At 75.1% G+C, this 21,470-nt stretch carries 22 protein-coding genes; 5 read left to right on the top strand and 17 right to left on the bottom strand.

What is annotated here, in order from left to right:
• Window positions 1-141: 141 nt before the first annotated feature.
• Window positions 142-363 (bottom strand): hypothetical protein, encoded by a 222-nt coding sequence (locus Sru01_RS30405; protein ID WP_203992888.1) that lies wholly within the window; start codon window positions 361-363, stop codon window positions 142-144.
• Between the two features lie 134 nt (window positions 364-497).
• Between Sru01_RS30405 and Sru01_RS30400 the strand changes: the two genes are divergently transcribed.
• The gene (locus tag Sru01_RS30400; protein WP_203992885.1) at window positions 498-1,139 is read left to right on the top strand and encodes a TetR/AcrR family transcriptional regulator; all 642 of its coding nucleotides are present in this window, start codon (window positions 498-500) and stop codon (window positions 1,137-1,139) included.
• Window positions 1,140-1,149: 10 nt separating this feature from the next.
• Here Sru01_RS30400 and Sru01_RS30395 read toward each other — a convergent pair whose 3' ends face one another.
• The 3 genes from Sru01_RS30395 to Sru01_RS30385 form a co-directional block, all read right to left on the bottom strand.
• Window positions 1,150-1,557: a hypothetical protein gene (locus Sru01_RS30395; RefSeq protein WP_203992882.1), complete on the bottom strand. Its 408-nt coding sequence runs from the start codon at window positions 1,555-1,557 to the stop codon at window positions 1,150-1,152.
• A gap of 271 nt (window positions 1,558-1,828) precedes the next feature.
• Complete coding sequence (locus tag Sru01_RS30390) at window positions 1,829-2,068, bottom strand: hypothetical protein (RefSeq protein ID WP_203992879.1); 240 nt, start codon at window positions 2,066-2,068, stop codon at window positions 1,829-1,831.
• Window positions 2,069-2,291: 223 nt separating this feature from the next.
• Window positions 2,292-2,720 (bottom strand): winged helix-turn-helix transcriptional regulator, encoded by a 429-nt coding sequence (locus Sru01_RS30385; protein WP_203992876.1) that lies wholly within the window; start codon window positions 2,718-2,720, stop codon window positions 2,292-2,294.
• A 107-nt stretch (window positions 2,721-2,827) separates the two neighbouring features.
• Here Sru01_RS30385 and Sru01_RS30380 point away from each other — a divergent pair, with 107 nt between their 5' ends.
• Complete coding sequence (locus Sru01_RS30380) at window positions 2,828-3,775, top strand: NADP-dependent oxidoreductase (RefSeq protein ID WP_203992873.1); 948 nt, start codon at window positions 2,828-2,830, stop codon at window positions 3,773-3,775.
• 184 nt (window positions 3,776-3,959) lie between these two features.
• On the opposite strand, the gene Sru01_RS30375 is transcribed toward Sru01_RS30380, so the two are convergent.
• The 12 genes from Sru01_RS30375 to Sru01_RS30320 all read right to left on the bottom strand — a co-directional run bounded on the left by Sru01_RS30375 (window position 3,960) and on the right by Sru01_RS30320 (window position 16,852).
• Window positions 3,960-4,757, bottom strand: a complete 798-nt coding sequence (locus tag Sru01_RS30375; RefSeq protein ID WP_203992870.1) for an HpcH/HpaI aldolase/citrate lyase family protein — start codon at window positions 4,755-4,757, stop codon at window positions 3,960-3,962.
• A gap of 19 nt (window positions 4,758-4,776) precedes the next feature.
• A complete protein-coding gene (locus tag Sru01_RS30370) occupies window positions 4,777-5,949 on the bottom strand; it encodes a CaiB/BaiF CoA transferase family protein (RefSeq protein WP_203992867.1) in 1,173 nt (390 codons plus the stop codon).
• Complete coding sequence (locus Sru01_RS30365) at window positions 5,946-6,842, bottom strand: ribokinase (protein ID WP_203992864.1); 897 nt, start codon at window positions 6,840-6,842, stop codon at window positions 5,946-5,948. The genes Sru01_RS30370 and Sru01_RS30365 overlap by 4 nt, the downstream gene beginning before the upstream one ends.
• Window positions 6,839-8,452 (bottom strand): ADP-ribosylglycohydrolase family protein, encoded by a 1,614-nt coding sequence (locus Sru01_RS30360; protein WP_239137868.1) that lies wholly within the window; start codon window positions 8,450-8,452, stop codon window positions 6,839-6,841. Before Sru01_RS30360 ends, Sru01_RS30365 begins: the two co-directional genes overlap by 4 nt.
• Window positions 8,453-8,528: 76 nt before the next feature.
• Complete coding sequence (locus Sru01_RS30355; protein WP_203992861.1) at window positions 8,529-9,683, bottom strand: ADP-ribosylglycohydrolase family protein; 1,155 nt, start codon at window positions 9,681-9,683, stop codon at window positions 8,529-8,531.
• Window positions 9,680-10,651, bottom strand: coding sequence for an ADP-ribosylglycohydrolase family protein (locus Sru01_RS30350; RefSeq protein ID WP_203992858.1), 972 nt, complete (start codon window positions 10,649-10,651; stop codon window positions 9,680-9,682). The genes Sru01_RS30355 and Sru01_RS30350 overlap by 4 nt, the downstream gene beginning before the upstream one ends.
• A 9-nt stretch (window positions 10,652-10,660) precedes the next feature.
• Window positions 10,661-11,668: an ADP-ribosylglycohydrolase family protein gene (locus tag Sru01_RS30345; protein ID WP_203992854.1), complete on the bottom strand. Its 1,008-nt coding sequence runs from the start codon at window positions 11,666-11,668 to the stop codon at window positions 10,661-10,663.
• Complete coding sequence (locus Sru01_RS30340) at window positions 11,665-12,984, bottom strand: ABC transporter substrate-binding protein (protein ID WP_203992850.1); 1,320 nt, start codon at window positions 12,982-12,984, stop codon at window positions 11,665-11,667. The genes Sru01_RS30345 and Sru01_RS30340 overlap by 4 nt, the downstream gene beginning before the upstream one ends.
• Before the next feature lie 43 nt (window positions 12,985-13,027).
• Window positions 13,028-13,846: a carbohydrate ABC transporter permease gene (locus Sru01_RS30335; RefSeq protein WP_203992847.1), complete on the bottom strand. Its 819-nt coding sequence runs from the start codon at window positions 13,844-13,846 to the stop codon at window positions 13,028-13,030.
• 1 nt (window position 13,847) lies between these two features.
• Window positions 13,848-14,792 carry a carbohydrate ABC transporter permease gene (locus Sru01_RS30330; RefSeq protein WP_203992844.1) on the bottom strand — a complete coding sequence of 315 codons (945 nt, stop codon included), beginning with the start codon at window positions 14,790-14,792 and terminating at the stop codon, window positions 13,848-13,850.
• Window positions 14,789-15,802 (bottom strand): LacI family DNA-binding transcriptional regulator, encoded by a 1,014-nt coding sequence (locus Sru01_RS30325; protein ID WP_203992841.1) that lies wholly within the window; start codon window positions 15,800-15,802, stop codon window positions 14,789-14,791. The genes Sru01_RS30330 and Sru01_RS30325 overlap by 4 nt, the downstream gene beginning before the upstream one ends.
• A gap of 153 nt (window positions 15,803-15,955) precedes the next feature.
• Window positions 15,956-16,852, bottom strand: coding sequence for a helix-turn-helix transcriptional regulator (locus tag Sru01_RS30320; protein WP_203992838.1), 897 nt, complete (start codon window positions 16,850-16,852; stop codon window positions 15,956-15,958).
• 220 nt (window positions 16,853-17,072) lie between these two features.
• On the opposite strand from Sru01_RS30320, the gene Sru01_RS30315 reads away from it, so the two are divergent.
• On the top strand, window positions 17,073-18,473 hold the full coding sequence (locus Sru01_RS30315; RefSeq protein ID WP_239137867.1) for an MFS transporter: 1,401 nt from the start codon (window positions 17,073-17,075) through the stop codon (window positions 18,471-18,473).
• 17 nt (window positions 18,474-18,490) lie between these two features.
• Here the strand turns inward: Sru01_RS30315 and Sru01_RS30310 are convergent, their stop codons facing one another.
• The gene (locus tag Sru01_RS30310; RefSeq protein ID WP_239137866.1) at window positions 18,491-19,579 is read right to left on the bottom strand and encodes a GNAT family N-acetyltransferase; all 1,089 of its coding nucleotides are present in this window, start codon (window positions 19,577-19,579) and stop codon (window positions 18,491-18,493) included.
• Between the two features lie 71 nt (window positions 19,580-19,650).
• On the opposite strand from Sru01_RS30310, the gene Sru01_RS30305 reads away from it, so the two are divergent.
• Entirely contained in the window at window positions 19,651-20,040 is a 390-nt protein-coding gene (locus tag Sru01_RS30305) for a spore germination protein GerW family protein (RefSeq protein WP_239137865.1), read from the top strand.
• 405 nt (window positions 20,041-20,445) lie between these two features.
• The coding region (locus Sru01_RS30300) for a M28 family metallopeptidase (RefSeq protein ID WP_203992831.1) at window positions 20,446-21,470 on the top strand (1,025 nt) is incomplete at its 3' end.

The raw sequence follows: 21,470 nt of genomic DNA, 5'->3' as shown, positions 1-21,470 counted from the left end.
TGGTCTCACGCTGAAGAGCCGCTTGGTGACCGACGAGGCGGGTCGGAGATGTCGTCGGCATCGGCGGGGCGCCATCCGCCGCGAGCATCCATGCGCTTGCCGGTAGGGCGAGATTCGCGGCCGGCGCCGGCGTGCGACCGGTCATCGTCCGCGCCCGTTCCACTTGGCCTTCTTGCCACCCCAGCCGGCCAGCAATGCTCCGATGATGGCGACCACCGCGTAACACGCCAGCCACACCGCGAATCCGCCGGGCAGCCAGGCGAGCAGCCCGGCGTTGTCGTGGTCGGCGATCAGCCGGATGGCGCCTTGTGCTCCCAGGACCAGCAGGAGCATGCCAATGGTCAGCACGGTGACATGCTTCATATGCGCTCTGTCTCCCATCGCCCCGAAGGGCCGCGACAGCAGGCGTGGACGCCCGCCCCAGTTTATGGTGCGATCGAACCATAACACTGGTCTTGGTACGATCGCACCATGAACGAGTCGCAAGGACGGATGGCATGCCACGACAGGTGGACCACGACCAGCGCCGTCGCCAGATCGCTGAAGCCGTCTGGCGCCTGGCCACCCGCGGCGGCCTGGAAGACGTCACCCTGAGGCAGGTCGCCGCGGAGGCCGAAGTTTCCGCCCGGCTGCTGCAGTACTACTTCGGCACCCGCGAACATCTGCTGCTCGGCGCGTTGGAGATCCTCAACGACGACGCCGAGCGGCGAGCCCGCGAACGCCTCGCGCAGCTCGGCGAAGCGCCCGGTACGCGGGCGATCGTGCGCGGAGTGCTGTTCGAGTTGCTCCCGCTGGATGAGGAACGGCGCAGCCGGCACCTGGTGTACACCGCCTACTTCGTCCGCTTCCTGACCGACCCCGCCCTGGCCACGGTCGCCCGCGACGCACCGCGTGCGCTGGAGAACCTGGTCGCCGGCCTGCTCGTGCAAGGGCAGGAGTCCGGCCAGGTGCCCCAGAACCTCGACGCCGCAGCCGAGGCCGCGTTCCTGGTAGCGGGGGCCGAAGGGCTACAGTCGAGCGTTCTGCTGCAGCAGCGATCCGCCGAGGACGCCATAGCGATGATCGACCACCAGCTTGCCCGCGTCTTCACCACGCCGTTCGAACCGCCACCGGCATCGCCGGCCGCGGGACCGGCGTGACGTCCGTCATTCAGCCGGGGACGGCGCAGAGTTGGGAGGTCAATGTGGCGCGGGCCCACTGTTCCCAGGTGTCCGGTGACCAGCCGCGGTCGCGGACGAAGATCAGGTAGAGCTCCGGGCTGAGCAGGCCGAACAGCAGGTCCGCCGCCATCTCGACGGGGAGGCCGGGACGGATGTCGGGCTTGCGGACCAGGGCTTCGGCCGCCGCGTACTTCACGGTGGAGGTGACTTGCGGCGCCGGCCGGGGGCGGCCGGCGGGCCTGTCGAGGTGCTGCTGGGGGTACACGACCGCGGCGGGGGCGGCGTCCCCCGGTTCGGCGCGGAGCTGAACCGGGATGGGGAGGGCGGGCGCGGGCTGGCGATGGTGGCCGCGCTCGCCACCCGGGCAGGCCATCATGGCAGCCCGGCCGGCGGCCACCGCGTCTGGGCCTAACCTGTCCCGCTGGCCGGGTGGAGCGGCGTCCTGTTCCGCCGCGGCCAGGGGCGGGCGGACATGCGCGACGATCGCGACGGCGATAAGCGCTCCGGCCTCCAGGCCGGGGTGAAGGCCCGCGCGGGAGTGCGCCGTCCAGGCGGGTCACCACCCAAGACAAGCGGGCACCGGAACGCTCCTGGCCGGGCGCACCCGACGTGCCCGTAAACGACACGCCCCCGGCCCGAACCGGGGGCGTTGTCGCGTTTCAGGACTCCTACGCCAGCCGCCGCTGAATGTCGATCAGGATCTCCAGCATCTGGCGCTGCGAATCGCCAAGCCCCCCAACCTTCGTCCTCATATCCCCCATCTCCTCGCGCAGTTCCTTGAGGCTGTTGGACACTCCGTTGATTCGCTCGGTCAGCTCCTGGCCCTGCTCCATCTGGTCGGCCCGGATCTGGATCAGCTCGTTCTCCACCGCGGTGGCGTACCGCAGCGCCGCATCCTTGATACTCATGTCGATCTTCGCTTACCTTCAGTGGTAAGGGACCTGGCTGCTAACCCCAGTCAGGTCCCGCTCCCGCCTCTTCCCGAGCGTAACCCGCCGACCGCCCCGCCGTCGCGGGGCGACAACACGCACCGGCCCTGGGGCCCCCACTTCACCGCGATCTACGCACCTCCCGACGGCATCGAATCGGGCAGCACGGGCTGAGTCCCCACCGTTCAGGCCAGGGACCGCGTCAAGCGACGGATTCCGCCTTGCCGGACGCCGGGCCGATCGGGGCGGGATCGGGGGCGGCGTCGTAGGCGGTGCGGGCGGTGATGATCTGCTCGGCGTGCTTCATCGACCAGTCCGCGATCGCGCCGGTCAGCTCGCCCGCCTCCACCCCGAGCGGGGTCAGGCCGTACTCCACCCGGGGCGGCACCGTGGGGTACACCGTCCGGCGGACCAGGCCGTCGCGCTCCAGGGCGCGCAGCGTCTGGGAGAGCATCTTCTGGGTGATGCCGTCCAGGACACGGCGCAGCTCGCTGAAGCGCATCGGCCGCTCGCGGCGGCGCAGCACCGCCAGGACGTACAGCGCCCACTTGCCGGCCAGCACCTCGATCACCGTGCGCGAGGGACAGTCGCGGCCGAAGATCCAGTCGCAGTCCGGGTCCTTGGTATCCATCAGGTACCTAGATACCAGATGGGTGCGTTCTTCACAACGGATACCTGGTGCCTCGATGATGGGCGCGGTGATCAACCATCGCTGACGAGGAAAGGACGAGCATGCGCATGCGCGCGATCAGCCAGCGGGCCTTCGGCGGCCCAGAGGTGCTCGAGGTGGTGGAGGTCGACCGGCCGGTGCCCGCGGCCGGCGAGGTGCTGGTGCGGGTCCATGCCGCGGGCGTCAACCCGGCCGACTGGAAGCGGCGCGACGGTTCGCTGCGCCGGTTCGGCGAGCCGCCGTTCATCCTGGGCCTGGACGTGGCGGGCGAGGTGGCGGCGACGGGCGACGCGGTCGAGGGATTCCGGCCGGGCGACGCGGTCTACGGGATCGTGCTGCCGCCTCGCGGGGCTTACGCGGAGTACGTGACCGTGCCGGTGGAGTTCCTGGCGCCGGCACCATCCGGTCAGGAGTTGATCCACGCCGCGGCGCTGCCCATCGCGGGGCTCACCGCCTGGCAGTCCCTGGTCTGGGTGGCCGAGGTCCGCCCCGGGCAGCGGGTGCTCGTGCACGCCGCGGCCGGCGGCGTCGGCCACCTGGCCGTCCAGATCGCCAAGGCCCGCGGGGCGCACGTCATCGGCACCGCCAGGCAGGACAAGCACGCGTTCCTCAAGGAGCTGGGTGCCGACGAGCTCATCGACTACACCGTCACCGACTTCGGGACCGCCGCCCGCGATGTCGACATCGTCATCGACCCGATCAGCGGCGACTACGGGCCGCGGTCGCTGGCCGTACTCGCCCCGGGCGGGGTACTCCTCGACGTGCGGGGCACCGGTCCTGACCGGACGGCGGTGCGCGAGCAGGCCCGGGAACGCGGCCTGGGCTTCGTCGAGTTCGGCTTCACCCCGTCCGGTGCCGACCTGCGCGAGATCACCACGCTGGTCGAGCGGGGGGTCCTCCGCGCGGCCGTCCAGCAGACCTTCCCGCTGGAAGAGGCGGCCCGGGCCCACCGGCTCGGCGAGACCGGCCGGACGCAAGGCAAAATCGTCCTCACCGTGCCATCGGCGGCCCGGTAGCGTCCCGGATCCGGGAGGCGGCGCAGGAGCCCCCCCGGGGGGTACGGACTTCGCCCGCGCGGGCGCGCCGATCACGGGGACATCGGCGCGGCCGGGCCGGGCCTTTCCCGGCCCCCTCAGCGCCTTGGACGCGCTCGGTCCCCCGGGTGGCCTCCGGCCTGGACCGAGCGCCGTGCCGCGCCGATCAGAGGGCGGCGTCGGCGATGATCGAGCGGGCCTGGCGGACGATCGCCTCGTCCACGAAACGACCGTCCGGCAGGGCGACGGCGCCGGCCCCGGCGGCGGCGACGACCTCCTCGGCGGCGGCCACCTCCGCCGGGGTGGGCCGGTAGGCGGCCTCGATGACGGCGAGCTGCGCGGGGTGGATGGCGGCCCGGCCGCGCAGGCCGATCTCCCGGCCGGCGCGGCAGGAGGCGGCCAGGCCGGCCGGGTCCCGCACGTCGGGATAGACCGACTGGGCGGGGGCGGGCAGCCCGGCGGCGCGGGCCGCGACCACGATGCGGGACCGCGCCCAGGCCAGCGGTGCCTCGCCGGGGCCGAGGCCGAGGTCGGCGCGCAGGTCGGCCTCGCCCAGGCCGATGCTCGCGACCGCCGGGTGGGCGGTGGCGATCTCGTGCGCCCGCTCCAGGCCGAGCGCCGACTCCAGCAGCGGGTGCAGCGCGACGCCGGGCGCGGCGCGGGCGATGTCGCGCATCTCGGCCGCGGACTCGACCTTGGGGATGCGCAGGCCGGCGCTACCGGCGGCCGGTCCGGCCAGCGCGCGCAGGTCGGCCCGGCCGGTGGCGGTGCGGACGTCGTTGATCCGGACCTGTACCCGCGGTCGGGGCTCGGCGAGCAGAGCGGCCGCCGCGGCGCGGGCGGCGTCCTTGCGGTCCGGCGCCACCGCGTCCTCCAGGTCCACGATCACCACGCCGGCCGGGCCGGCCAGTGCCTTGGCGACCCGGTCCGGCCGGGTCGCCGGCACGTACAGCCAGGTCAGCATGCCCGGCTCCGCCGGCGGTTCATACGACGCCCTTGGCGCGCAGCGCGTCGATCTCCGGCGCGGCCAGCCCGAGTTCGGCGAGCACGGCGTCGGTGTCGGCGCCGTGCGGGCGACCCGGCCAGCGGATCTCGCCGGGGGTGTCCGACAGGCGGAACATCACGTTCTGCATGCGCAGCCGGCCCAGCTCGGGGTCGGTGACGGTGGTGATGGCGTCCAGCGCGGCGAGCTGCGGGTCGGCCAGCACGTCGCGCACGTCGTAGACCGGCGCGACCGCGGCCTGCGCCCGTTCGAAGGCGTCCAGCACCTCGGGGCGGCTGCGGGCCCCGATCCAGCCGGCGACGGCCGCGTCCAGCTCGTCGGCGTGCTCGGCGCGGCCGGCGCCGGTGGCGAACCACGGCTCGCCGGCGTACTCGGGGCGGCCGACCAGGCGCATCACCCGCTCGGCGATGCTCTGCGCGGAGGTGGAGACCGCCACCCAGGTGCCGTCCGCGCACCGATAGGTGTTGCGCGGCGCGTTGTTGACCGAGCGGTTTCCGGTGCGCGGCTGGACCACGCCGAGCCGGTCGTAGATGGTGGGCTGGGCGCCCAGCACGGTGAGGATCGGCTCGATGATCGACAGGTCGGCGACCTGGCCGGTGCCGGTGGTCTCGCGGGCGCGCAGCGCGGCCAGCACGGCGAACGCGGTGGCCAGCGCGCAGATGCCGTCGGCCAGCCCGAACGGCGGCAGGGTGGGCGGGCCGCCGGGTTCGCCGGTCATCGCGGCGAACCCGCTCATCGCCTCGGCCAGGGTGCCGAACCCGGGGCGGGCCGCGTACGGGCCGAACTGGCCGAAGCCGGTGACCCGGGCCAGCACCAGGCGCGGGTTGGCGGCGCGCAGGCGCTCGTAGGAGAGGTTCCAGCGTTCCAGGGTGCCGGGCCGGAAGTTCTCGATGACCACGTCGGCGTCGCCGGCCAGCCGGAGCAGCAGCTCCTGCCCTTCGGGCCGGGACAGGTCCAGGGTCATGGCGCGCTTGTTGCGGCCGAGCATCTTCCACCATAGGCCGTCCGGGCCGTGCCCGCGCGCCGGGTCCGGCCGCCCCGGATGCTCGATCTTGATCACGTCGGCGCCGTGGTCGCCGAGCATCATCGCCGCGGTCGGGCCGGCGAACAGGGTCGCCAGGTCGAGCACCCGGACGCCGTCCAGGGCCTTCATCGTTCCTCCTCGGTGGTGGCCGCGAGGGTCGCCTCGATCTCGGCCCGGGCCGGCATGGACGGGCCGGCGCCCTCGCGCTGGACCGACAGCGCGGCGGCGGCGGTGGCGAAGCGCAGGGCGTCGCGGTGCGGGCGTCCCTCGGCGCGGGCGACGGCCAGCGCGCCGGCGAAGGTGTCGCCGGCCGCGGTGGTGTCCACCGCGCGCACCGGCGGCGCCGGGACCCGGGCCCGCTCGCCGGACCGGGAGCCGTAGATCGCGCCGGCCGCGCCGAGGGTGATCACGACCTCGGGGACCAGGTCCAGCAGCGCGGCCAGCGACTCCTGCGGGTCGGCCAGGCCGGTGAGCGCCGCGGCCTCGTGCTCGTTGGGGATCAGCAGCCCGACCGCGGCGAGCAGCTCGCCGGGCAGCTCCCGGGCGGGCGCGGGGGTGAGCACGACCGGGACCTCGGCCTGCGTGGCCGCGGCGACCACCGCGTCCATCGGCAGCTCCAGCTGCAGCAGCAGCGCGTCCGACCGGCGGATGGCGGCGAGGTCGGCGGCGTCCGGCCCGGTGACGGTGCCGTTCGCACCCGGGATGACGATGATCGAGTTGCCGCCGTCGCCGTCCACCACGATGTGCGCGATCCCGGACGGGCCGGGGACGGTGCGCAGCCGGGTGACGTCCACGCCGGCGCCGGCCAGCGCCTCGCGCAGCACCGGGCCGAACTCGTCGGCGCCGACCGCGCCCAGGAACGCGGCCCCGGCCCCGGCGCGGGCCACCGCGATCGCCTGGTTGGCGCCCTTACCGCCGGGCACGGCGCGGAAGGCCCGGCCGGTCACCGTCTCGCCGCGCCGCGGGGCGGTCGAGACGTAGGCCACCAGGTCCATGTTGGCGCTGCCGAACACCGAGATCATGGCTGCTCCTCGCGGCCGGGACGGGTGGGGTGCAGAGCGAGGGTGCGGCGGGCGAGGGCGTCGAGGGTGGTGCCGTCGAACCCGCGCACGCTGCTGGCGATCGGGCCGGGCAGCTGCCACCCGGCGGGGATGCCGGCGGCGCCGAGCAGGCCGCCGGCGATCGAGCCGACGGTGGCGCCGGCCGAGTCGGTGTCCCAGCCGGCGGCCACCGCGCCGGCGATGGAGGCGGTGAAGTCGCCGCGGCCGTGCACCAGCGCGGCGGCGACCAGCGCCGCGTTGTTGACGGTGTGCACCCAGTGCAGGCCGCCGTGCCGCTCGTACAGCCGGTCCACGACGCGTTCGAAGTCGGGTTCGCGCCGCGCGTCGGCGACCGCCGCGGTCACCGCCGCCGCCAGCCGCGACCCGGCCGGGACGACGGACAGGCCGGCCGCGACGACCTGGTCCACCGAGGCGGCGACCAGCGACTCGGCGCACATGGCGGCGACCATCATCGCGCCGTAGACGCCGTTGGCGGTGTGGCTGAGCCGGGCGTCCCGCCAGGCCATCGCGGCGGCGGTCACCGGGTCGCCCGAGGTGGCCCAGCCGTACACGTCGGCCCGGATGAGCGCGCCGATCCATTCGCGGAACGGGTTGCGGGTGGTGGCGGTGCGCGGCGGCTCGACGCCGGCGAGCAGGTTGCGGTAGGCGACCCGCTCGGCGGTGAAGACCCGGCCGGCGGGCAGCTCGTCCAGCCACAGCGCGGCGACGTCGGCGGTGGCGAAGTCGCGGCCGGACCGTTCGAGCAGCGCCAGGGCGAGGAAGGCGTAGTTGAGGTCGTCGTCCTCCGGCACGCCGTGCGGGGTCTCGGCCAGCCGCTCGGCCAGCGCGGTGGCGGCGCCGCGCCGGTTCCACGGCCACCGGGCGGCCACCTCGGCCGGCAGCCCGGCGGCGGTGAACCAGCCGCGGATCGGCCGGTTGCCGGTCGCCTCGGCGATCTCCCGGATGCCCTCGCGCGGGATCTTCTCCACCGGCTTGCCCAGCACGCACCCGGCGGCCCGCCCCAGCCACGCCCCGAGCACCCGGTCCGCCAGGTCGCCCGAGCCGTCCAGCCCGCCCCGGTCGCCCGAGCCGTCCAGGCCGCCCCGGCCGTTCGAGCCGTCCGGACCGTGCGCACTGTCCAGGTCGCCCGGATCGCTCGCGCTGTTCGCACCGGCCGGGCCGTTCGGGGTATCCAGGCGGTCCGGGACGGCCGCGGTACCGGCGGTATCCGGGCGGTCCGGGGCGGCCGGCCCGGACGGGTGGCGCGCGGTCCGGCCGGCGGGGGCGGCGGCCAGGATCTCGGGCAGGCCGGCCGGCTCGGGCAGCGGGGACGGCAGCGCGGCCAGCTCGTCCAGCAGCTCCCCCGCGAGCGCGCGCAGCCGGTCACCCGCGGGATCCGGCGAGGCGCCGGCCCGGGGCGGGGCGTCGTGGCCGCCGGCCGCGTGCCAGCGGCGGGTGATCGCGGCCACCGCGGCGGGGTCGCGGCCGTCCTCGGCGGCCTGCCGCAGCTCGTGCCCGACCAGGTCCTCGGGCTGCACCCAGGTCAGCCGCAGCGGCCGTTCCGACGCGCCGCCGGCCCGCCCGCCGGTCACGACCGCTCCCCGAGGGCGGTCGAGGTCAGGGCGGTGCGAGCGGTCTCGTGGGCGCGGCGGGCGGCCAGGTCACCGGTCACGACCGCTCCGTCCAGGTCAGCGCGGTGAAGGCGGTCTCGTGGGCGCGGCGGGCGGCCAGGTCGCCGGCGTGCACCCGGCGGGCGACCTCGGCGATGGCGGCCCCGGGGGCGGCCAGGTCGAGCCGGCTGGCCGCGGCGACCTGGTCGCGCCACTCGGCGGGGACGGCGGCGGCGCCGCCGAGGGCGCCGGCCACCGCGCCGCCCATGCTGGCGATGGAGTCGGCGTCCCGGCCGTAGTTGACCCCGCCGAGCACGGTGTCCCGGTAGCCGCCGCCGGCGATCAGCAGGAAGGCCAGCGCCAGCGGCAGCTCTTCGATGCTGTGCACCCGGCTGGGCCGCCGGGCGCCCAGGCCCTGGTCGCGGTAGGTGTCGGCGACGGTGTCGTAGGGGGCGACCGCCGCGCGCAGCGCCGGGAACGAGCCGTCCCAGTGCCCGAAGTCGCGCGCCCGGTCGCAGACCGCCTCGATCGCGGCGCGGGTGCCGTCCCGGGCGAGCCGCAGGCAGGTGGCGACGACCGAGTCGGCGGTGGCGCCGGGGCGCATGGCCTCGGCGACCGCGGCGGCCAGCACCCCGGCGGCCTCCCGCCCGTAGCTGGACTGGTGCGCGCCGGCCAGGTCGACGGCCTCGGCGTAGGCGGCGTCGGGGTTGGCGGCGTTCACCACGCCGACCGGTGCCATGTACATGGCGGCGCCGCAGTTGACGATGTTGCCGGTGCCCGCCTCCCGCGGGTCGACGTGCCCGTAGTGCAGCCGCAGCACCAGCCACTTCTCGGCCAGGAAGATCCGTTGCAGCGGCAGCGCCTCGGCCTCCAGCTCCGGGATCCACCGCCGCTCCCCCATCAGCTCGGGGACCAGGTGGTCGGCGGCGGCATAGGCGTCCAGGTGCCCGCCCACCTTCTCGTACACCCGGATCAGCGCGTGCGTCATCAGGGTGTCGTCGGTGACGTGCCCGTCGCCCTTGTGGTACGGCGCGATGGGCCGGGCGTTGCGCCAGTCGGCGAAGAACGGCGGGACGACGCCGGTGACGTGCCCGCCGTAGCGTTCCTGGATCTGCTCGGGGGGCCAGCCCTCGGTGGCGCCGCCGAGCGCGTCGCCGACCGCCGCGCCGGTCACGCAGCCGACGGCCTTGTCGGTCAGCAGGTCCTCGGTCATACCAGTCCTCCAGCGATGTCGATCAGATCCGTGCCGGCCAGTTCGGGCAGGCAGCACCCGGCCAGGGTGCGGGCCGCGGCCGTCCAGCCGGCGGGCTGCGCGGAAAGGCCGGTGCACGCCCCGGTGAGCGCGCCGGTCAGCGCGGGGGCGGAGTCGGCCAGCGAGGCCAGGCAGGCCGCGGCCGGCACCGCCGCGGCGAGCGCGCCGCCGGAGACCTCGGTGAGGGCGAGGGCCACCGCCACCGTCTGCGCGGCGCCGACGCCGTAGCTGTACACGTGGTCCAGCAGCACGGCGTCCAGCGCGGGGACGGCAGCGAACGGATCACCGGCCGCGCGGGCGGCGGCCAGGGCGAGCCGGGCGGCATGCCCGATCGCGGTGTCGCCGGGCAGTTCGGCCAGCGCCGCGACCACCGCCGCCTCCGCCGGGGCGCCGGCCACCAGCTCGGCGACCGCGGCGGCCACCGCCACCGCGGCGAGCACGCCGTCACCGGAGTTGGTCACCTCGGCGTCGGCGCGCGGGTCGGCGCCGGCCGCGCCGAAGGCGACCGCGCGGACCGCGGCGGCGTCGTCGAAGAAGTGCGGGTTGTCGTGCCCGCTGGCCGGTGGCGGCTTGCCGGCGGCCAGGTTGTCCAGCGCGGTGCGCACCGAGACGCGGGCCCGCAGGTCGTCGCGGCCGGCCAGCGCGCCGAACGCGGCGGCCCGGTCCTGGCCGATGGTCAGCGCGGTCCAGGCCAGCCACTCGGCGTCGTCGGACGGGCCCAGGGCCAGCGGCTCGACCGGCTGGTTCAGCGCGAACGGCACCGGCAGCGTGGTGAGGCGGTGCTCCTCGGCGAAGGCGTCCAGCTCGCGGGCCAGCCGGCGGCTCCACGGCGCGAGCAGCGCCGAGCGGTGCCGGGCGGCCGGCCAGCCGGCCGCGTCCCCGATGGCCAGCCCGGCGAAGGCGCCCCGGATCCGATCCCCCGATCGCATGTCCCTCCCCTATCCCTGGTCCAGGTGCGGCGAGCCGGACGGTGCCCGGCCCTGCCCGTGCTCGCGTTCCCGGGCGGCCACCAGACCGCCGGCGGCGTCCAGCACGTGCCGGCCGGCGACGAACGGCAGGCAGCGGCCGGTGGCCGGGCCGATCTCCCGGGCCCAGCGGTCCGGGACGGCGCCCTCCCCGCGCCCGGCGCCGGCCAGGGCGCCGGCGATGGCCGCGGTCGTGTCGGCGTCCCGGCCCAGGTTGGCGGCGGTGACCACCGACTCCTCGACGTCGCCGCCGCCGAGCAGGTAGGCGGCGAAGGCCAGCGCGACCGCCTCGGGTGCCAGGTCGGTCCACGGGTAGTGCCGCACGACCACCGCCTGGCGCAGCCGGCCGGCGTCCCCGGCGGCCGCCGCGGCGACGGCGGCGCGCAGGTTGCGCCCGGTCCAGGAGTCCGCCGGGACGGCGGCGACGCCGGCGGCGGCGACCTCGCCGGGGGTGGCGCCGGCCATCGCGGCGGCGACGGCGGCGGCGACGGCCCGGCCTCCGTGCAGGCCCTCGCCGCTGTTGCTCACCGCGCCGTCCACCTCCACCAGGCGGGCCGCCTCGGCGGGGTCGCCGGCGGCGAACACCCCGTACGGGGCGGCGCGCATGGCGAGCCCGTCGGACCAGCCGTGCGGGTGCCAGCGGCCGGTCATCGGCGGGGCCATCCCGCGGCGCAGCGCCTGGACGGCGCCGAGCTCGGAGAACCCCGCGCCGCGCATCGGCCCGGCGATCGCGGGCAGGACCCGTTCGCGGTACTCCCGGGCCACGTCGTCAGGTGTCATCGCGGCGCCGTACCGGCACAGCAGATCGGCGGCGAACAGCGTGTACTCGGTGTCGTCGGTGCCGCCGCCGCCGGGCTCGATCTCGGTGAGCCGGCCGAACCGGCGGGCGATCTCCGCCGGTTCGAGGTTCTCGGCGGGCCGCCCGAGGGCGTCGCCCGCCGCCAGGGCGAGCAGGCACCCCCGGGCCCGGTCGATGATCACTTGTTGTACCGCTCCAGCACCTGGTTCCCCTCCTCGACCAGGGTCTTCGCCGCCTGGTCCAGGCTGATCTTGTTCGCGAAGTAGCTCTGCAGGGTGGGGGTGGCGACCTTGCTCTTCCACTCGTCGTACCCGTTCACCTTCAGGTAGGGGGCGACCACCAGGTTCTTGGCCGAGGCGGTGGCGACGTCCCAGCCGTTCTCCTTGGTGGTCATGGCCGGGTCGGCGGCCGCCTTGACGCTGGTGGGCAGCAGCCAGTCGCCCTTGGCGAGCTTGACCTGGTTGGCGCTGTTCAGGAAGTAGGAGATGAACGAGGTCGCCTGCTCGGGGTGCTCGCTGTCCGCGGCGACCGACAGGGTCTGCGAGATGGCGCCCTGCTCGGCGGTGGTGCCCTTCAGCGGCGGGATGGTGACCCACTCGAAGCCCTCGGGCGCCTGCTCGACGACCTGCTGGCGCAGGTAGACGCCGGTCGGCAGCAGCGCGTACTTGCCGGCGTAGAAGCCGGGCAGCGGGTCGGCGGTGCCCATGCCGAGCGCGGACGGGTCGGCGGAGCGGTCCTTGTAGAGCTGGTCGTGGATGCGGCTCAGCACCTCGCGCTCGGCCGGGCCGACCTTGACGGTGGTCTTGGTGCCGTCGGTCTGGAAGAAGGTGCCGCCGAAGTTGAGCGCCTGGGTGAGCACCTTGTTGACCGGGGCCTTCAACGGCCAGGCCGTGCCGAAGGCGCCGCCCTTGGTGAGCTTCTTGCTGATCTGCGCGAACTCGTCCCAGGTCCACGGGTCGTCGGGGGTGGGGACGCGGACCTTGGCGGCGTCCAGCAGCTTCTTGTTGCCGATGATGACCTGCGATTCCTGCAGGAACGGCACGCCGTACACGCCCTGGCCGCCCTTGCCGTCGCCGAAGGTGACGGTGTCCCAGGCCTGCTGCGGGATGTCGTTCTTCAGCTCGGCGGGCAGCTTCCCGGCGAGGTCCAGCAGGTAGCCGCGGGAGGCGAAGCCCGCCAGCGCCGGGGAGTCCTCGTGGATGACGTCCGGCGGGTCACCGGCCTCGAAGGAGGTGACCAGCTGGTCGTTGACGTTGTCCCAGCTGCCCTGCACGTATTCGACCTGGATGTCGGGGTTGGCGGTGTTCCAGGCGGCGACGATCTCCTTGTTGGCGGCGATCGACTCCTTCTGCCAGGCGAGGCTGAGGAATCTCAGCTTCACCGGCCCGGAGTCCCGCCCGGTGTCCTGCCCGCCGCCGGCGTTCCCGCCGGACGAGCAGCCCGCGGTGAGCACGGCGACCGCGGCGGCGGCCGCGGCCAGTGCGGTTCTGGTGCGCAAGGGTCTCTCCTATCGATGGTGACGCGGAAGGCTCAGTGCGATGTCATCCCTTGACGGCGCCGGCCATCAGGCCCGACCGCAGCCGGCGCTGGATGATCGCGAAGAAGGCGAGGCTCGGGATGGTGGCGAGCAGTGAGGCCGCGGCGAGCGGGCCCAGCCGGGCCACCCCCTCGGCGCCGGTGAACTTCACCAGGGTCAGCGGCAAGGTGGCGATGTCGGGGTCCTTGAGGACGACCAGGGCGAACAGGAACTCGTTCCAGGAGGAGATGAAGGCGAACAGCGCGGTGGCCACCACGCCGGGGGCGAGCAGCGGCGCCACCACGGCGGCCAGCGAGCGCAGCCGGCCGGCCCCGTCGACGGCGGCGGCCTCCTCCAGCTCGCGCGGGATGGCCCGGACGTACCCCTGGAGCATCCACAGCGCGAACGGCAGCACGAAGGTGACGTGCACGATGGCCAGCCCCGGCAGGGTATTCACCAACTCCAGGCGGCGCAGCACCATGAACAGCGGGATGATGATCAGGATGAACGGGAAGACCTGGCTGACCAGCACCCAGCCGATGGCGAACCGGTTGAGCACCGTGCGGTGCCGGGCCAGGGCGTAGGCCGCCGGCAGGGCGAGCAGCACGGCCAGCGCCGAGGTGGCGACCGCGACGCCGAGGCTGCGCAGCGCGGCGCCGACCAGGTCCTGCTCGGCGAAGGCGTCGGCGAAGTTGCCCAGCACCGGGTCGCGCGGGATCCAGGAGGGGTCCAGGCTCGCCATCTCCCGCGGCGTCTTCAGCGCGGTGGACAGCAGCCACACCAGCGGGAACGCCAGGAAGAACAGGTAGCCGAGCAGGGCCAGGTACTGCAGGGGTCTGCGCATGTCAGTCCGCCTCCCGCATCTGCCGCCACAGGTAGACGCCCAGCACGGCCAGCACGACGATCACGATGGCGACGCCCAGGGTGGCGGCGTAGCCGAAGAAGCCGTAGCGGAAGGCCTCCTCGTAGGCGAACAGCATCGGCAGCCGGGTCCGGCCGCCCGGGCCGCCCTGGGTGAGCACGTAGACCAGGCCGAACTGGTTGATGTTCCAGACGAAGTCCAGCGAGGTGATGGTGACGACGACCGGGCGCAGCTGGGGCAGGGTGATGTTCCAGAACCGGCGCCAGGTGCCGGCGCCGTCCACGTGCCCGGCCTCGTACAGCTCCCGGGGCACGCTCTGCAGGCCGGCCAGCAGGACCACCGTGGTCTGCGGCATGCCGGTCCACACGCCGACCACGATCACCGCGGGCAGCGCCACCGAGAAGTCGTTGAGCCAGTCGACGCCGTCCCCGATCAGGCCGAGGCCGAGCAGCATGTCGTTGAGGACGCCGGCGTCGGGGTGGTAGACCAGCCGCCACATCAGGCCGATGACGACCGGCGGCATGGCCCAGGGCACCAGCGCGAGCACCCGGGCGAACCCGCGCAGCCGCAGGTTCTCGTTGAGCAGCAGGGCCAGGCCGAGCGAGGCGGCGAACTGCAGCACGGTCACCGAGATCGCCCACACCATGCCGATGCGGAAAGAGGACCAGAAGTCGCCGTCGGCGAGCAGGTCGCCGAAGTTGGCCAGGCCGACGAAGGAGGTCTCGGCGTTGCGGCCGGAGCGGGCGTCGGTGAAGGCCAGGTAGATGCCGTACAGCAGCGGGCCGACGCTGAAGACCAGCACCGGCACCAGGGCGGGCAGCATCAGCAGCAGGGTCTCGCGGGCGGTGCCGCGGGTGGCGCGCGGGCGGGACGGGCGGCGCGGCCGGCCGGGCGGCGCGGCGGCGCGGCGGCGCGTGCCGGCCGTCATGGCGTCTCCTGCCCGGCGGTCGAGCCGCGCACGACCAGCCGGGGCTCGACGGTGACCACCCGCGGCCCCTGGCCGTCGCCGGCCAGCCGGTCCAACAGCAGCCCGGCCGCCGCCCGGCCCCGCTCGGCCGAGCCGAGCGACACGCTGGTCAGCGCCGGCCAGGCCAGGGTGGCCAGGTCGGTGTCGTCCATGCCGGTGACGGCCACGTCGTCCGGCACCCGGCGGCCGCGCCGCCGCAGCACGTCGAGCGCACCGAGCGCGATGAGGTCGTTGGCGCACACCAGCGCGTCCAGGTCGGGCACCCGGTCCAGCAGCCGGCCGGCGGCGGCGGCGCCGTCCGCGCGGTAGAAGTCGCCGACCTCGGTGAGCTCGGGGCCGGCCGGCAGGCCGAGCGCCCGGCTCGCCTCGGCCCAGCCGGCGGCGCGGGCGGCGCCGGGCACCGTGTCCGGCGGGCCGTTGAGGAAGCCGATCCGCCGGCGGCCGAGAGCGTGCAGGTGGGCCAGGGCCAGGCGCACGCCGGTCCGCGAATCGGTGCGCACGTTGTCCACCGGGGCGCCGTCCGGGGCCGCACCGATGATCACGATGGGCGCGCGGGCGGCGTGGAACATCTTCAGGTGCTCCTCGGTCATCCGGAGCGGCACCATGATCAGCCCGTCGGCGTACCGCTCGCCGAGCCCGCGCAGCACCTCGATCTCCTCGGCGATGTCGCTGCCGGTGGAGTGCAGCACCAGCCGGTAGCCGGCCGCCTTGAGCAGCGGCTGGATCTCCCGGATCATCGCCAGGTACGCCGGGTTGCCGATGTCGGCGATGGCGAATCCGACCTGGTTGCTGCGCCGGGACTTCAGGGAGCGGGCCACCGAGTTCGGCACGTAGCCGAGCTCGCCGGCCGCCTGGAGCACCCGGCGCTCGGTCTCCGGCCGGGTGGGCAGGCCGTTCAGCACCCGCGAGACGGACGCGATGGACACGCCCGCGCGCTGCGCGATCGTCGTGATCGTCGGGCCTTCGGTCACCCGCCACCTCGTTTCCGTCCGACGGTAAACGTTTACAGTCGACCCGGAAAAGCATCGGTAAACGTTTACGGAGTGGAGGCACTGTAACCGGCGGATACCGGCCGCCGTCAAGTCACAATCGGGTAAATCGGACAGCCCGTAACCCGGTTCCGCTCAGCGGGCGACGGTGCCGGCCTGGTCACGCAGCCAGGCCATCTTGTCGCGACTGTCCTGGTCGAGCGGGGTGTAGACGACCATCCGGGCCTCCGGCGCGCCGGACAGCGCCATGCTGGTGGTCGAGGTGCGCACCAGGCCGGCCACCGGGTGGCGGAAGGTCTTGGTCCGGCTCCCCGGACCGGCCACCTGGTGCTCCCGCCACATCCGGTCGAACGCCGGGCTGGCCGCGCGCAGCGCCGCGACGAACTCCTCCCAGGCCGGCTCGCCGACGTGCCCGGCGAACGCGGCGCGCAGCGTGGCGACCATCCATGGATACTCGGTCTCCGGGCTCTGCACGCATTCGTGGCAGAGAGTGCAGGTGAACACGTGCCAGATCGCGTTGCGCTCGGCCGGCCGGGCCGAGACCAGGGTGGGGAACAACGCGGCGTAGGAGGAGTTCCAGGCCAGCAGGTCGTACCGCCCGTTGTACACGCAGGCCGGCAGTGGGTCCAGGTGGTCCAGGATGGTGCGCACCGCGGGCTCCAGCCCCGCGCAACCGGCCGGCCGCGGCACCTCGGGCACGTCGGCCAGCCGGTACAGGTGCGCGCGCTCGGCCGCGTCCAGCCGCAGCGTGCGGGCGATGGCGTCCAGCACCTGCACGCTGGCGTTGATCCGCCGGCCCTGCTCCAGCCAGGTGTACCAGGTGACCCCGACCCCGGCCAGCTGGGCGACCTCCTCCCGCCGCAGCCCCGGGGTGCGCCGGCGCAGTCCCGGCGGCAGCCCGACGTCGGCCGGGGTGATGCGCTCGCGACGGCTGCGCAGGAAGGCGGCCAGCTCGCGGCGCCGCGGCGCTCCCGGCGCGGCCTGGCCGGGGACCGCGGGGTCGGCCGCACGCCAGGCGGCGGTCGTGGTCATCGGTGTTCCTCCCGGGTGCGGCGGCGACCGGGCGATCGCCGCGATCGGAGACCGGGTGATCGCCCTGCGGCGGTGACCGGACGATCCCCCTGCGGGACCGGAGATCGGTCGCCCCCCGGTCCCTATCCTGGCGGCCGGGCCCCGCGGATGCCAGGTGCTGCCGGTACCAGGATGCGCAGGCTCTCGTTACCGGTACCCCGATACGGCGATCATCGTCGTCATGACCGCAGTCACCACCTCTCCCCCGGTCGGCCGCCGGGTACGCTCCCGGCCCGGTGCCCTGCTCGCCGTCGTCCTCACCGGCCAGTTCATGGCGATCATGGACGTGTCGATCGTCAACGTCGCCGCGCCGACCATCCGCGCCGATCTCGGCGCCTCCGGTGCCGCCCTGCAGCTCATCGTCTCCGGATACACCATCGCCTACGCGGTGCTGCTGATCAGCGGCGCCCGCCTCGGCGGGCGGTTCGGCCCCGGGCGGGTCTTCCAGCTCGGGCTCGCCCTGTTCACCGCCGCATCCCTGGCCTGCGGGCTGGCCGGCTCGGCGGCGACGCTCGTGGCCTTCCGCCTGCTGCAGGGCGCCGGCGCCGCGCTCATGGTGCCGCAGGTGCTGAGCACCATCCAGCTCAACTTCGCCGGCGCGTCCCGGGCGCGGGCGCTGAGCGTCTACTCGGCGGTGCTGGCCGGCGGCGTGGTGGCCGGCCAGGTGCTCGGCGGGGCGCTGGTCGCCGCGGACCTGCTCGGCGCCCAGTGGCGCCCGGTGTTCCTGGTCAACGTGCCGATCGGCGCCGTGCTGCTGGTCGCCGGCCGCCGCGCCCTGCCCGCGGGACGGGGGCCGGCGGGCCGGGGGGCGGACGTGGCCGGCCTGGTGACCCTGGCCGTGGCGGTGTCCCTGCTGGTGGTGCCGCTGGTCCTCGGCCGCGAGCAGGGCTGGCCGGCCTGGTGCCGCTGGTCGCTCGCGGGCAGCGTGGTGGCCGTCGCGCTGTTCGCCGCGGTGGAGCGCCGGGCGGCCCACCCGCTGGTGCCCGGCCGGCTGCTGCGCGCCCCGGGCCTGGTGCCCGCCGCCCTCGGCGTGTTCGTGGCCATGGTGACCTGGGGCGGCTTCCTGTTCGCCATCGCCCTGCACCTGCAGGGCGCGCTCGGCTACGGGGCGCTGGCGGCCGGGCTCACCTTCGTGCCGGGCGGTGGCGGCTTCGCGCTGCTCAGCCTGACCTGGCGGCGGCTGCCCGGCCGGGCGCACCGGCCGCTGATCCTCGCCGGGTTCGCGCTGGCCGCGGCCGGCTATCTGGGCGTGGGGTACGCCTTCGCATGGTCGGCCACCGCGGCCGGAGTGGCGCTGCTCGCCCTGGCGGGCATCGGCCTCGGCGCGGCGTACAGCCCGCTGTTCACGGTGGCGCTGGCCGGCGTCGCGCCGGCCGACGCGCCGGACGCCAGCGGGGTGATGGCGATGATGCTCCAGCTCGGCCAGGTCGTCGGGGTCGCCACCTTCGGCACGCTGTACCTGGCCATGGCCCCCTCGCCGGACGCGATCGGGGTGACCTGTGCCTGGCTGGCCGCGCTCGCGCTGGCCGGCGCCGGCTGCGCCGCCCCCCTGCTGCGCCGCCGTCCCGCCGCCGCGGCCTGACACACCGGCGGGGGCGGTCAGGCCCCGGCGGGCGAGTCCGGTGCGGGCTGGACGGCGCCGCGCCAGACGTCGATCACCAGGACGGGGCGCATGCCGGCCGACAGGTAGAGGGTCAGCGCCGGGGTGGTGTTACCCGCGTCCACGTGCAGGTAGGTCCCGGACCGGCCGCGCCGGGCGTCGGCGGCGAAGGCGTGCCGCAGCAGGGTGCGGCCGATGCCACGGCCCCGGTATCCGGGCAGCACCGCCAGCAGGCGGACGTACCCGCAGTTCTCGTCGGCGGCGAACATGTCCGAGCCGAGCAGCATGCCGGCCGGCCGGCCGTCCGCCTCGGCGACCAGCAGCTGCGACCAGTCGCTGGTGGCGGAGGCCCCGTAGGCCGACAGCCAGGCGTCGTAGCTCTTCGGCACGAACCCGAAGTGCTCGGCGAACCCCTCCTGGTGAATGCGGTACGCGGCCCGGGTGAGCTCCGCCGACCCGTGGGCGGCCCGGACGGTCACCCCGGACGGCGGGTCCGGGTCGGCGACCGGCCCGACCGGGTGGTCGGCGCGCAGCCGGTGGAACCCGGTGGCCACCTGGAAGCCGTACGAGGCGGCGACCTCGGCGGTGGCGGCGTCCTGCCGGTAGACCTGCACCGAGACGACCGCGCGCGGGCTGCCGGCCGCCCCGGCCATCCGGCCGGCCCGGGCCAGCACCGCGTCCCACAGCGGCCGGACCAGCCGCTCGTCGGCGGCGTAGACCTCGATGTCGACCTCGGCGGGGACGCCGGCCTCGGCGCGCTGCCGCCAGGCCTGCGCGTAGCCCGCCACGGTGTCCGGCGCGCCGGGCGGGTGGACCAGCCAGGCGTCCCGGCCGAGGTCGAGGGAGGCGTCGGTCAGCTGGTCGGTGAGGTCGTCCAGGGTGGCGTCGGGGTGACCGAGCACCTCCAGGTCGCGGGCGGACACCAGGCGGTGCACGGCGGCGGCGTCACCGGGCACCGGCCGGCGGGCGTGGTACCCGGCCGCCGTCACGCCGGGGAGATCCGCCGGTTCCGGCCGGGGACCGGCCGTCTCCTCGGGTGGTGCGGGCGGGGCGGTGGCGGCGGCGTGGGCGGGAACGTGCGAAGTCACGCCCCTTTGTACCGCCCGCACGGTGCCCGGCACGAGTGAATAATCCGCCGGCCGGTACCCCTGGGGGATGATTGCCGCACATCGGCATTCCCTTCGACATCGAGCGAGGCGGCGTGGAAATACGCGAGTTCTTCGAGCAGCTGACCGGGGCGCAGCGGGTGTACGGCGAGCCGTACGAGAAGGACGGGGTGACGGTCATCCCGGCCGCGGCGGTGCGGGCCGGCGGCGGGTTCGGCAAGGGGGACGTGCGGGGGCAGGTGGCCGGCGGCACCGGCGGCGGCGGCGGGGCGATCTCCCGCCCGGTCGGCGCCTACGTGATCCGCGACGGCGAGGTCCGCTGGGAACCGGCCGTCGATGTCAGCCGGATCGTGCTCGGCGCGCAGATCGTCGCCGGGCTGGCGCTGGTCGTGTACGCCCTGCGGGCCGGACTGGCCGGCCGCCGGGACGCCGGCACCCGCTGACCCGTTCGCCCACCGGCGTCACCGCGACCGTGTCGACCGTCACCGCGACCGTATCGGCCGCCGTGACCATGACCGCCGGCGCCGCCCCGTGGTCACGGCGGGCGCGGCGTTCCCCGCCGACGCCGGTCGCGTCCGGCGCCGTGCCGGCCGGGCGGCCCCCGAACGGGTCACCCGGCACGGCGGCGTCACCCGGGCGGCTTTTTCGGTATACGTACGGATGCCTCTACGGATGGTGTGACCGGGTCGCCCGCTCTAGCGTCGCGCACAGGCCGGCTCCCCGCGGGTGAGCCGGCCGTCCTCTCACCCCCCGAGCCCGCCCGCGTCCCCGCCGTCCCGGTGCCAGGGCGCGATGCGCGCCGAGGCCTGGCCGGCGGCCGGCGGCGGGCGGCAGAGAAAGGACAGCGCATGAGGCGCAGACTCCGGCCGGTTTCGGCCGTCGCCCTCGCCGTGGCCGCCCTGCTGGCGACGGCCGTCCCGGCGGCTGCCGAGCCCCCGCCCGCCGCCCCGGCGGCCGTCACGGCAGCTAAGGCCGCGGGCGGCGTGACGGGCGGCATGACGGGCACGGCACTGGCCGCCCCGCCCGACGTCAGCCTGCAGAACATCAAGGCCCATCTGCAGCAGTTCCAGAGCATCGCCACCGCCAACGGCGGCACCCGGCGGGCGGGCGGCGCCGGGTACACCGCGTCGGTCGCCTATGTCGAGCAGAAACTGCAGGCCGCCGGGTACACCACGACCCGGCAGGCGTGCACGTCCGGCTGCAGCAGCGGGGCCGGCCCGAACCTCATCGCCGACTGGCCGGGCGGCGACGCCAACCAGGTGATCATGTCGGGGGCGCATCTGGACAGCGTGTCGGCCGGACCGGGCATCAACGACAACGGGTCGGGGTCGGCGATGCTGCTGGAGGTGGCGCTCACCCTGGCCGCGAGCCGCCCGGCGATGGCCAAGCACGTGCGATTCGCCTGGTGGACCGACGAGGAGCAGGGCCTCAACGGCTCGGACTTCTACGCCCGGACGCTGAGCACCACCGAGCGAAGCAAGATCAAGGTCTACCACAACTACGACATGGTCGGCTCGCCCAACGGCGGCTACTTCATCAACCACATCTCCAGCACGGCCGCCCGCGAGCTAAAGGCGTTCTACGACGCGCTCGGCGTGCAGCCGGAGGAGAACACCGAGGGCGCCGGCCGGTCGGACGACTACTCGTTCGAGGCGGTGGGCATCCCGACCTCGGGCGTCGCGGCCGGCGCGAGCTACACCAAGACCTCGGCGCAGGCCGCCAAGTGGGGCGGCACCTCCGGCCGGGCGTACGACTCCTGCTACCACCGGTCCTGCGACACCACGGCCAACATCAACGACACGATCCTGGACCGGGCGGGCGACGCCTCGGCGTCGGCCATCTGGGCGCTGGCCGTGGGCTCGGGGACCGGCAA

Origin of the sequence: Sphaerisporangium rufum (genome assembly GCF_016863395.1) — a bacterium.
GTDB lineage: Bacteria > Actinomycetota > Actinomycetes > Streptosporangiales > Streptosporangiaceae > Sphaerisporangium > Sphaerisporangium rufum.
This window is presented reverse-complemented; position numbering and strand designations above follow the sequence as displayed.

Coding starts and splice junctions, on each gene's coding strand:
- Sru01_RS30405 (WP_203992888.1), bottom strand. CDS start 363: ATGAAGCATGTCACCGTGCTGACCATTGGCATGCTCCTGCTGGTCCTG.
- Sru01_RS30400 (WP_203992885.1), top strand. CDS start 498: ATGCCACGACAGGTGGACCACGACCAGCGCCGTCGCCAGATCGCTGAA.
- Sru01_RS30390 (WP_203992879.1), bottom strand. CDS start 2,068: ATGAGTATCAAGGATGCGGCGCTGCGGTACGCCACCGCGGTGGAGAAC.
- Sru01_RS30385 (WP_203992876.1), bottom strand. CDS start 2,720: ATGGATACCAAGGACCCGGACTGCGACTGGATCTTCGGCCGCGACTGT.
- Sru01_RS30380 (WP_203992873.1), top strand. CDS start 2,828: ATGCGCGCGATCAGCCAGCGGGCCTTCGGCGGCCCAGAGGTGCTCGAG.
- Sru01_RS30375 (WP_203992870.1), bottom strand. CDS start 4,757: ATGCTGACCTGGCTGTACGTGCCGGCGACCCGGCCGGACCGGGTCGCC.
- Sru01_RS30370 (WP_203992867.1), bottom strand. CDS start 5,949: ATGAAGGCCCTGGACGGCGTCCGGGTGCTCGACCTGGCGACCCTGTTC.
- Sru01_RS30365 (WP_203992864.1), bottom strand. CDS start 6,842: ATGATCTCGGTGTTCGGCAGCGCCAACATGGACCTGGTGGCCTACGTC.
- Sru01_RS30355 (WP_203992861.1), bottom strand. CDS start 9,683: ATGACCGAGGACCTGCTGACCGACAAGGCCGTCGGCTGCGTGACCGGC.
- Sru01_RS30350 (WP_203992858.1), bottom strand. CDS start 10,651: ATGCGATCGGGGGATCGGATCCGGGGCGCCTTCGCCGGGCTGGCCATC.
- Sru01_RS30335 (WP_203992847.1), bottom strand. CDS start 13,846: ATGCGCAGACCCCTGCAGTACCTGGCCCTGCTCGGCTACCTGTTCTTC.
- Sru01_RS30330 (WP_203992844.1), bottom strand. CDS start 14,792: ATGACGGCCGGCACGCGCCGCCGCGCCGCCGCGCCGCCCGGCCGGCCG.
- Sru01_RS30320 (WP_203992838.1), bottom strand. CDS start 16,852: ATGACCACGACCGCCGCCTGGCGTGCGGCCGACCCCGCGGTCCCCGGC.
- Sru01_RS30315 (WP_239137867.1), top strand. CDS start 17,073: ATGACCGCAGTCACCACCTCTCCCCCGGTCGGCCGCCGGGTACGCTCC.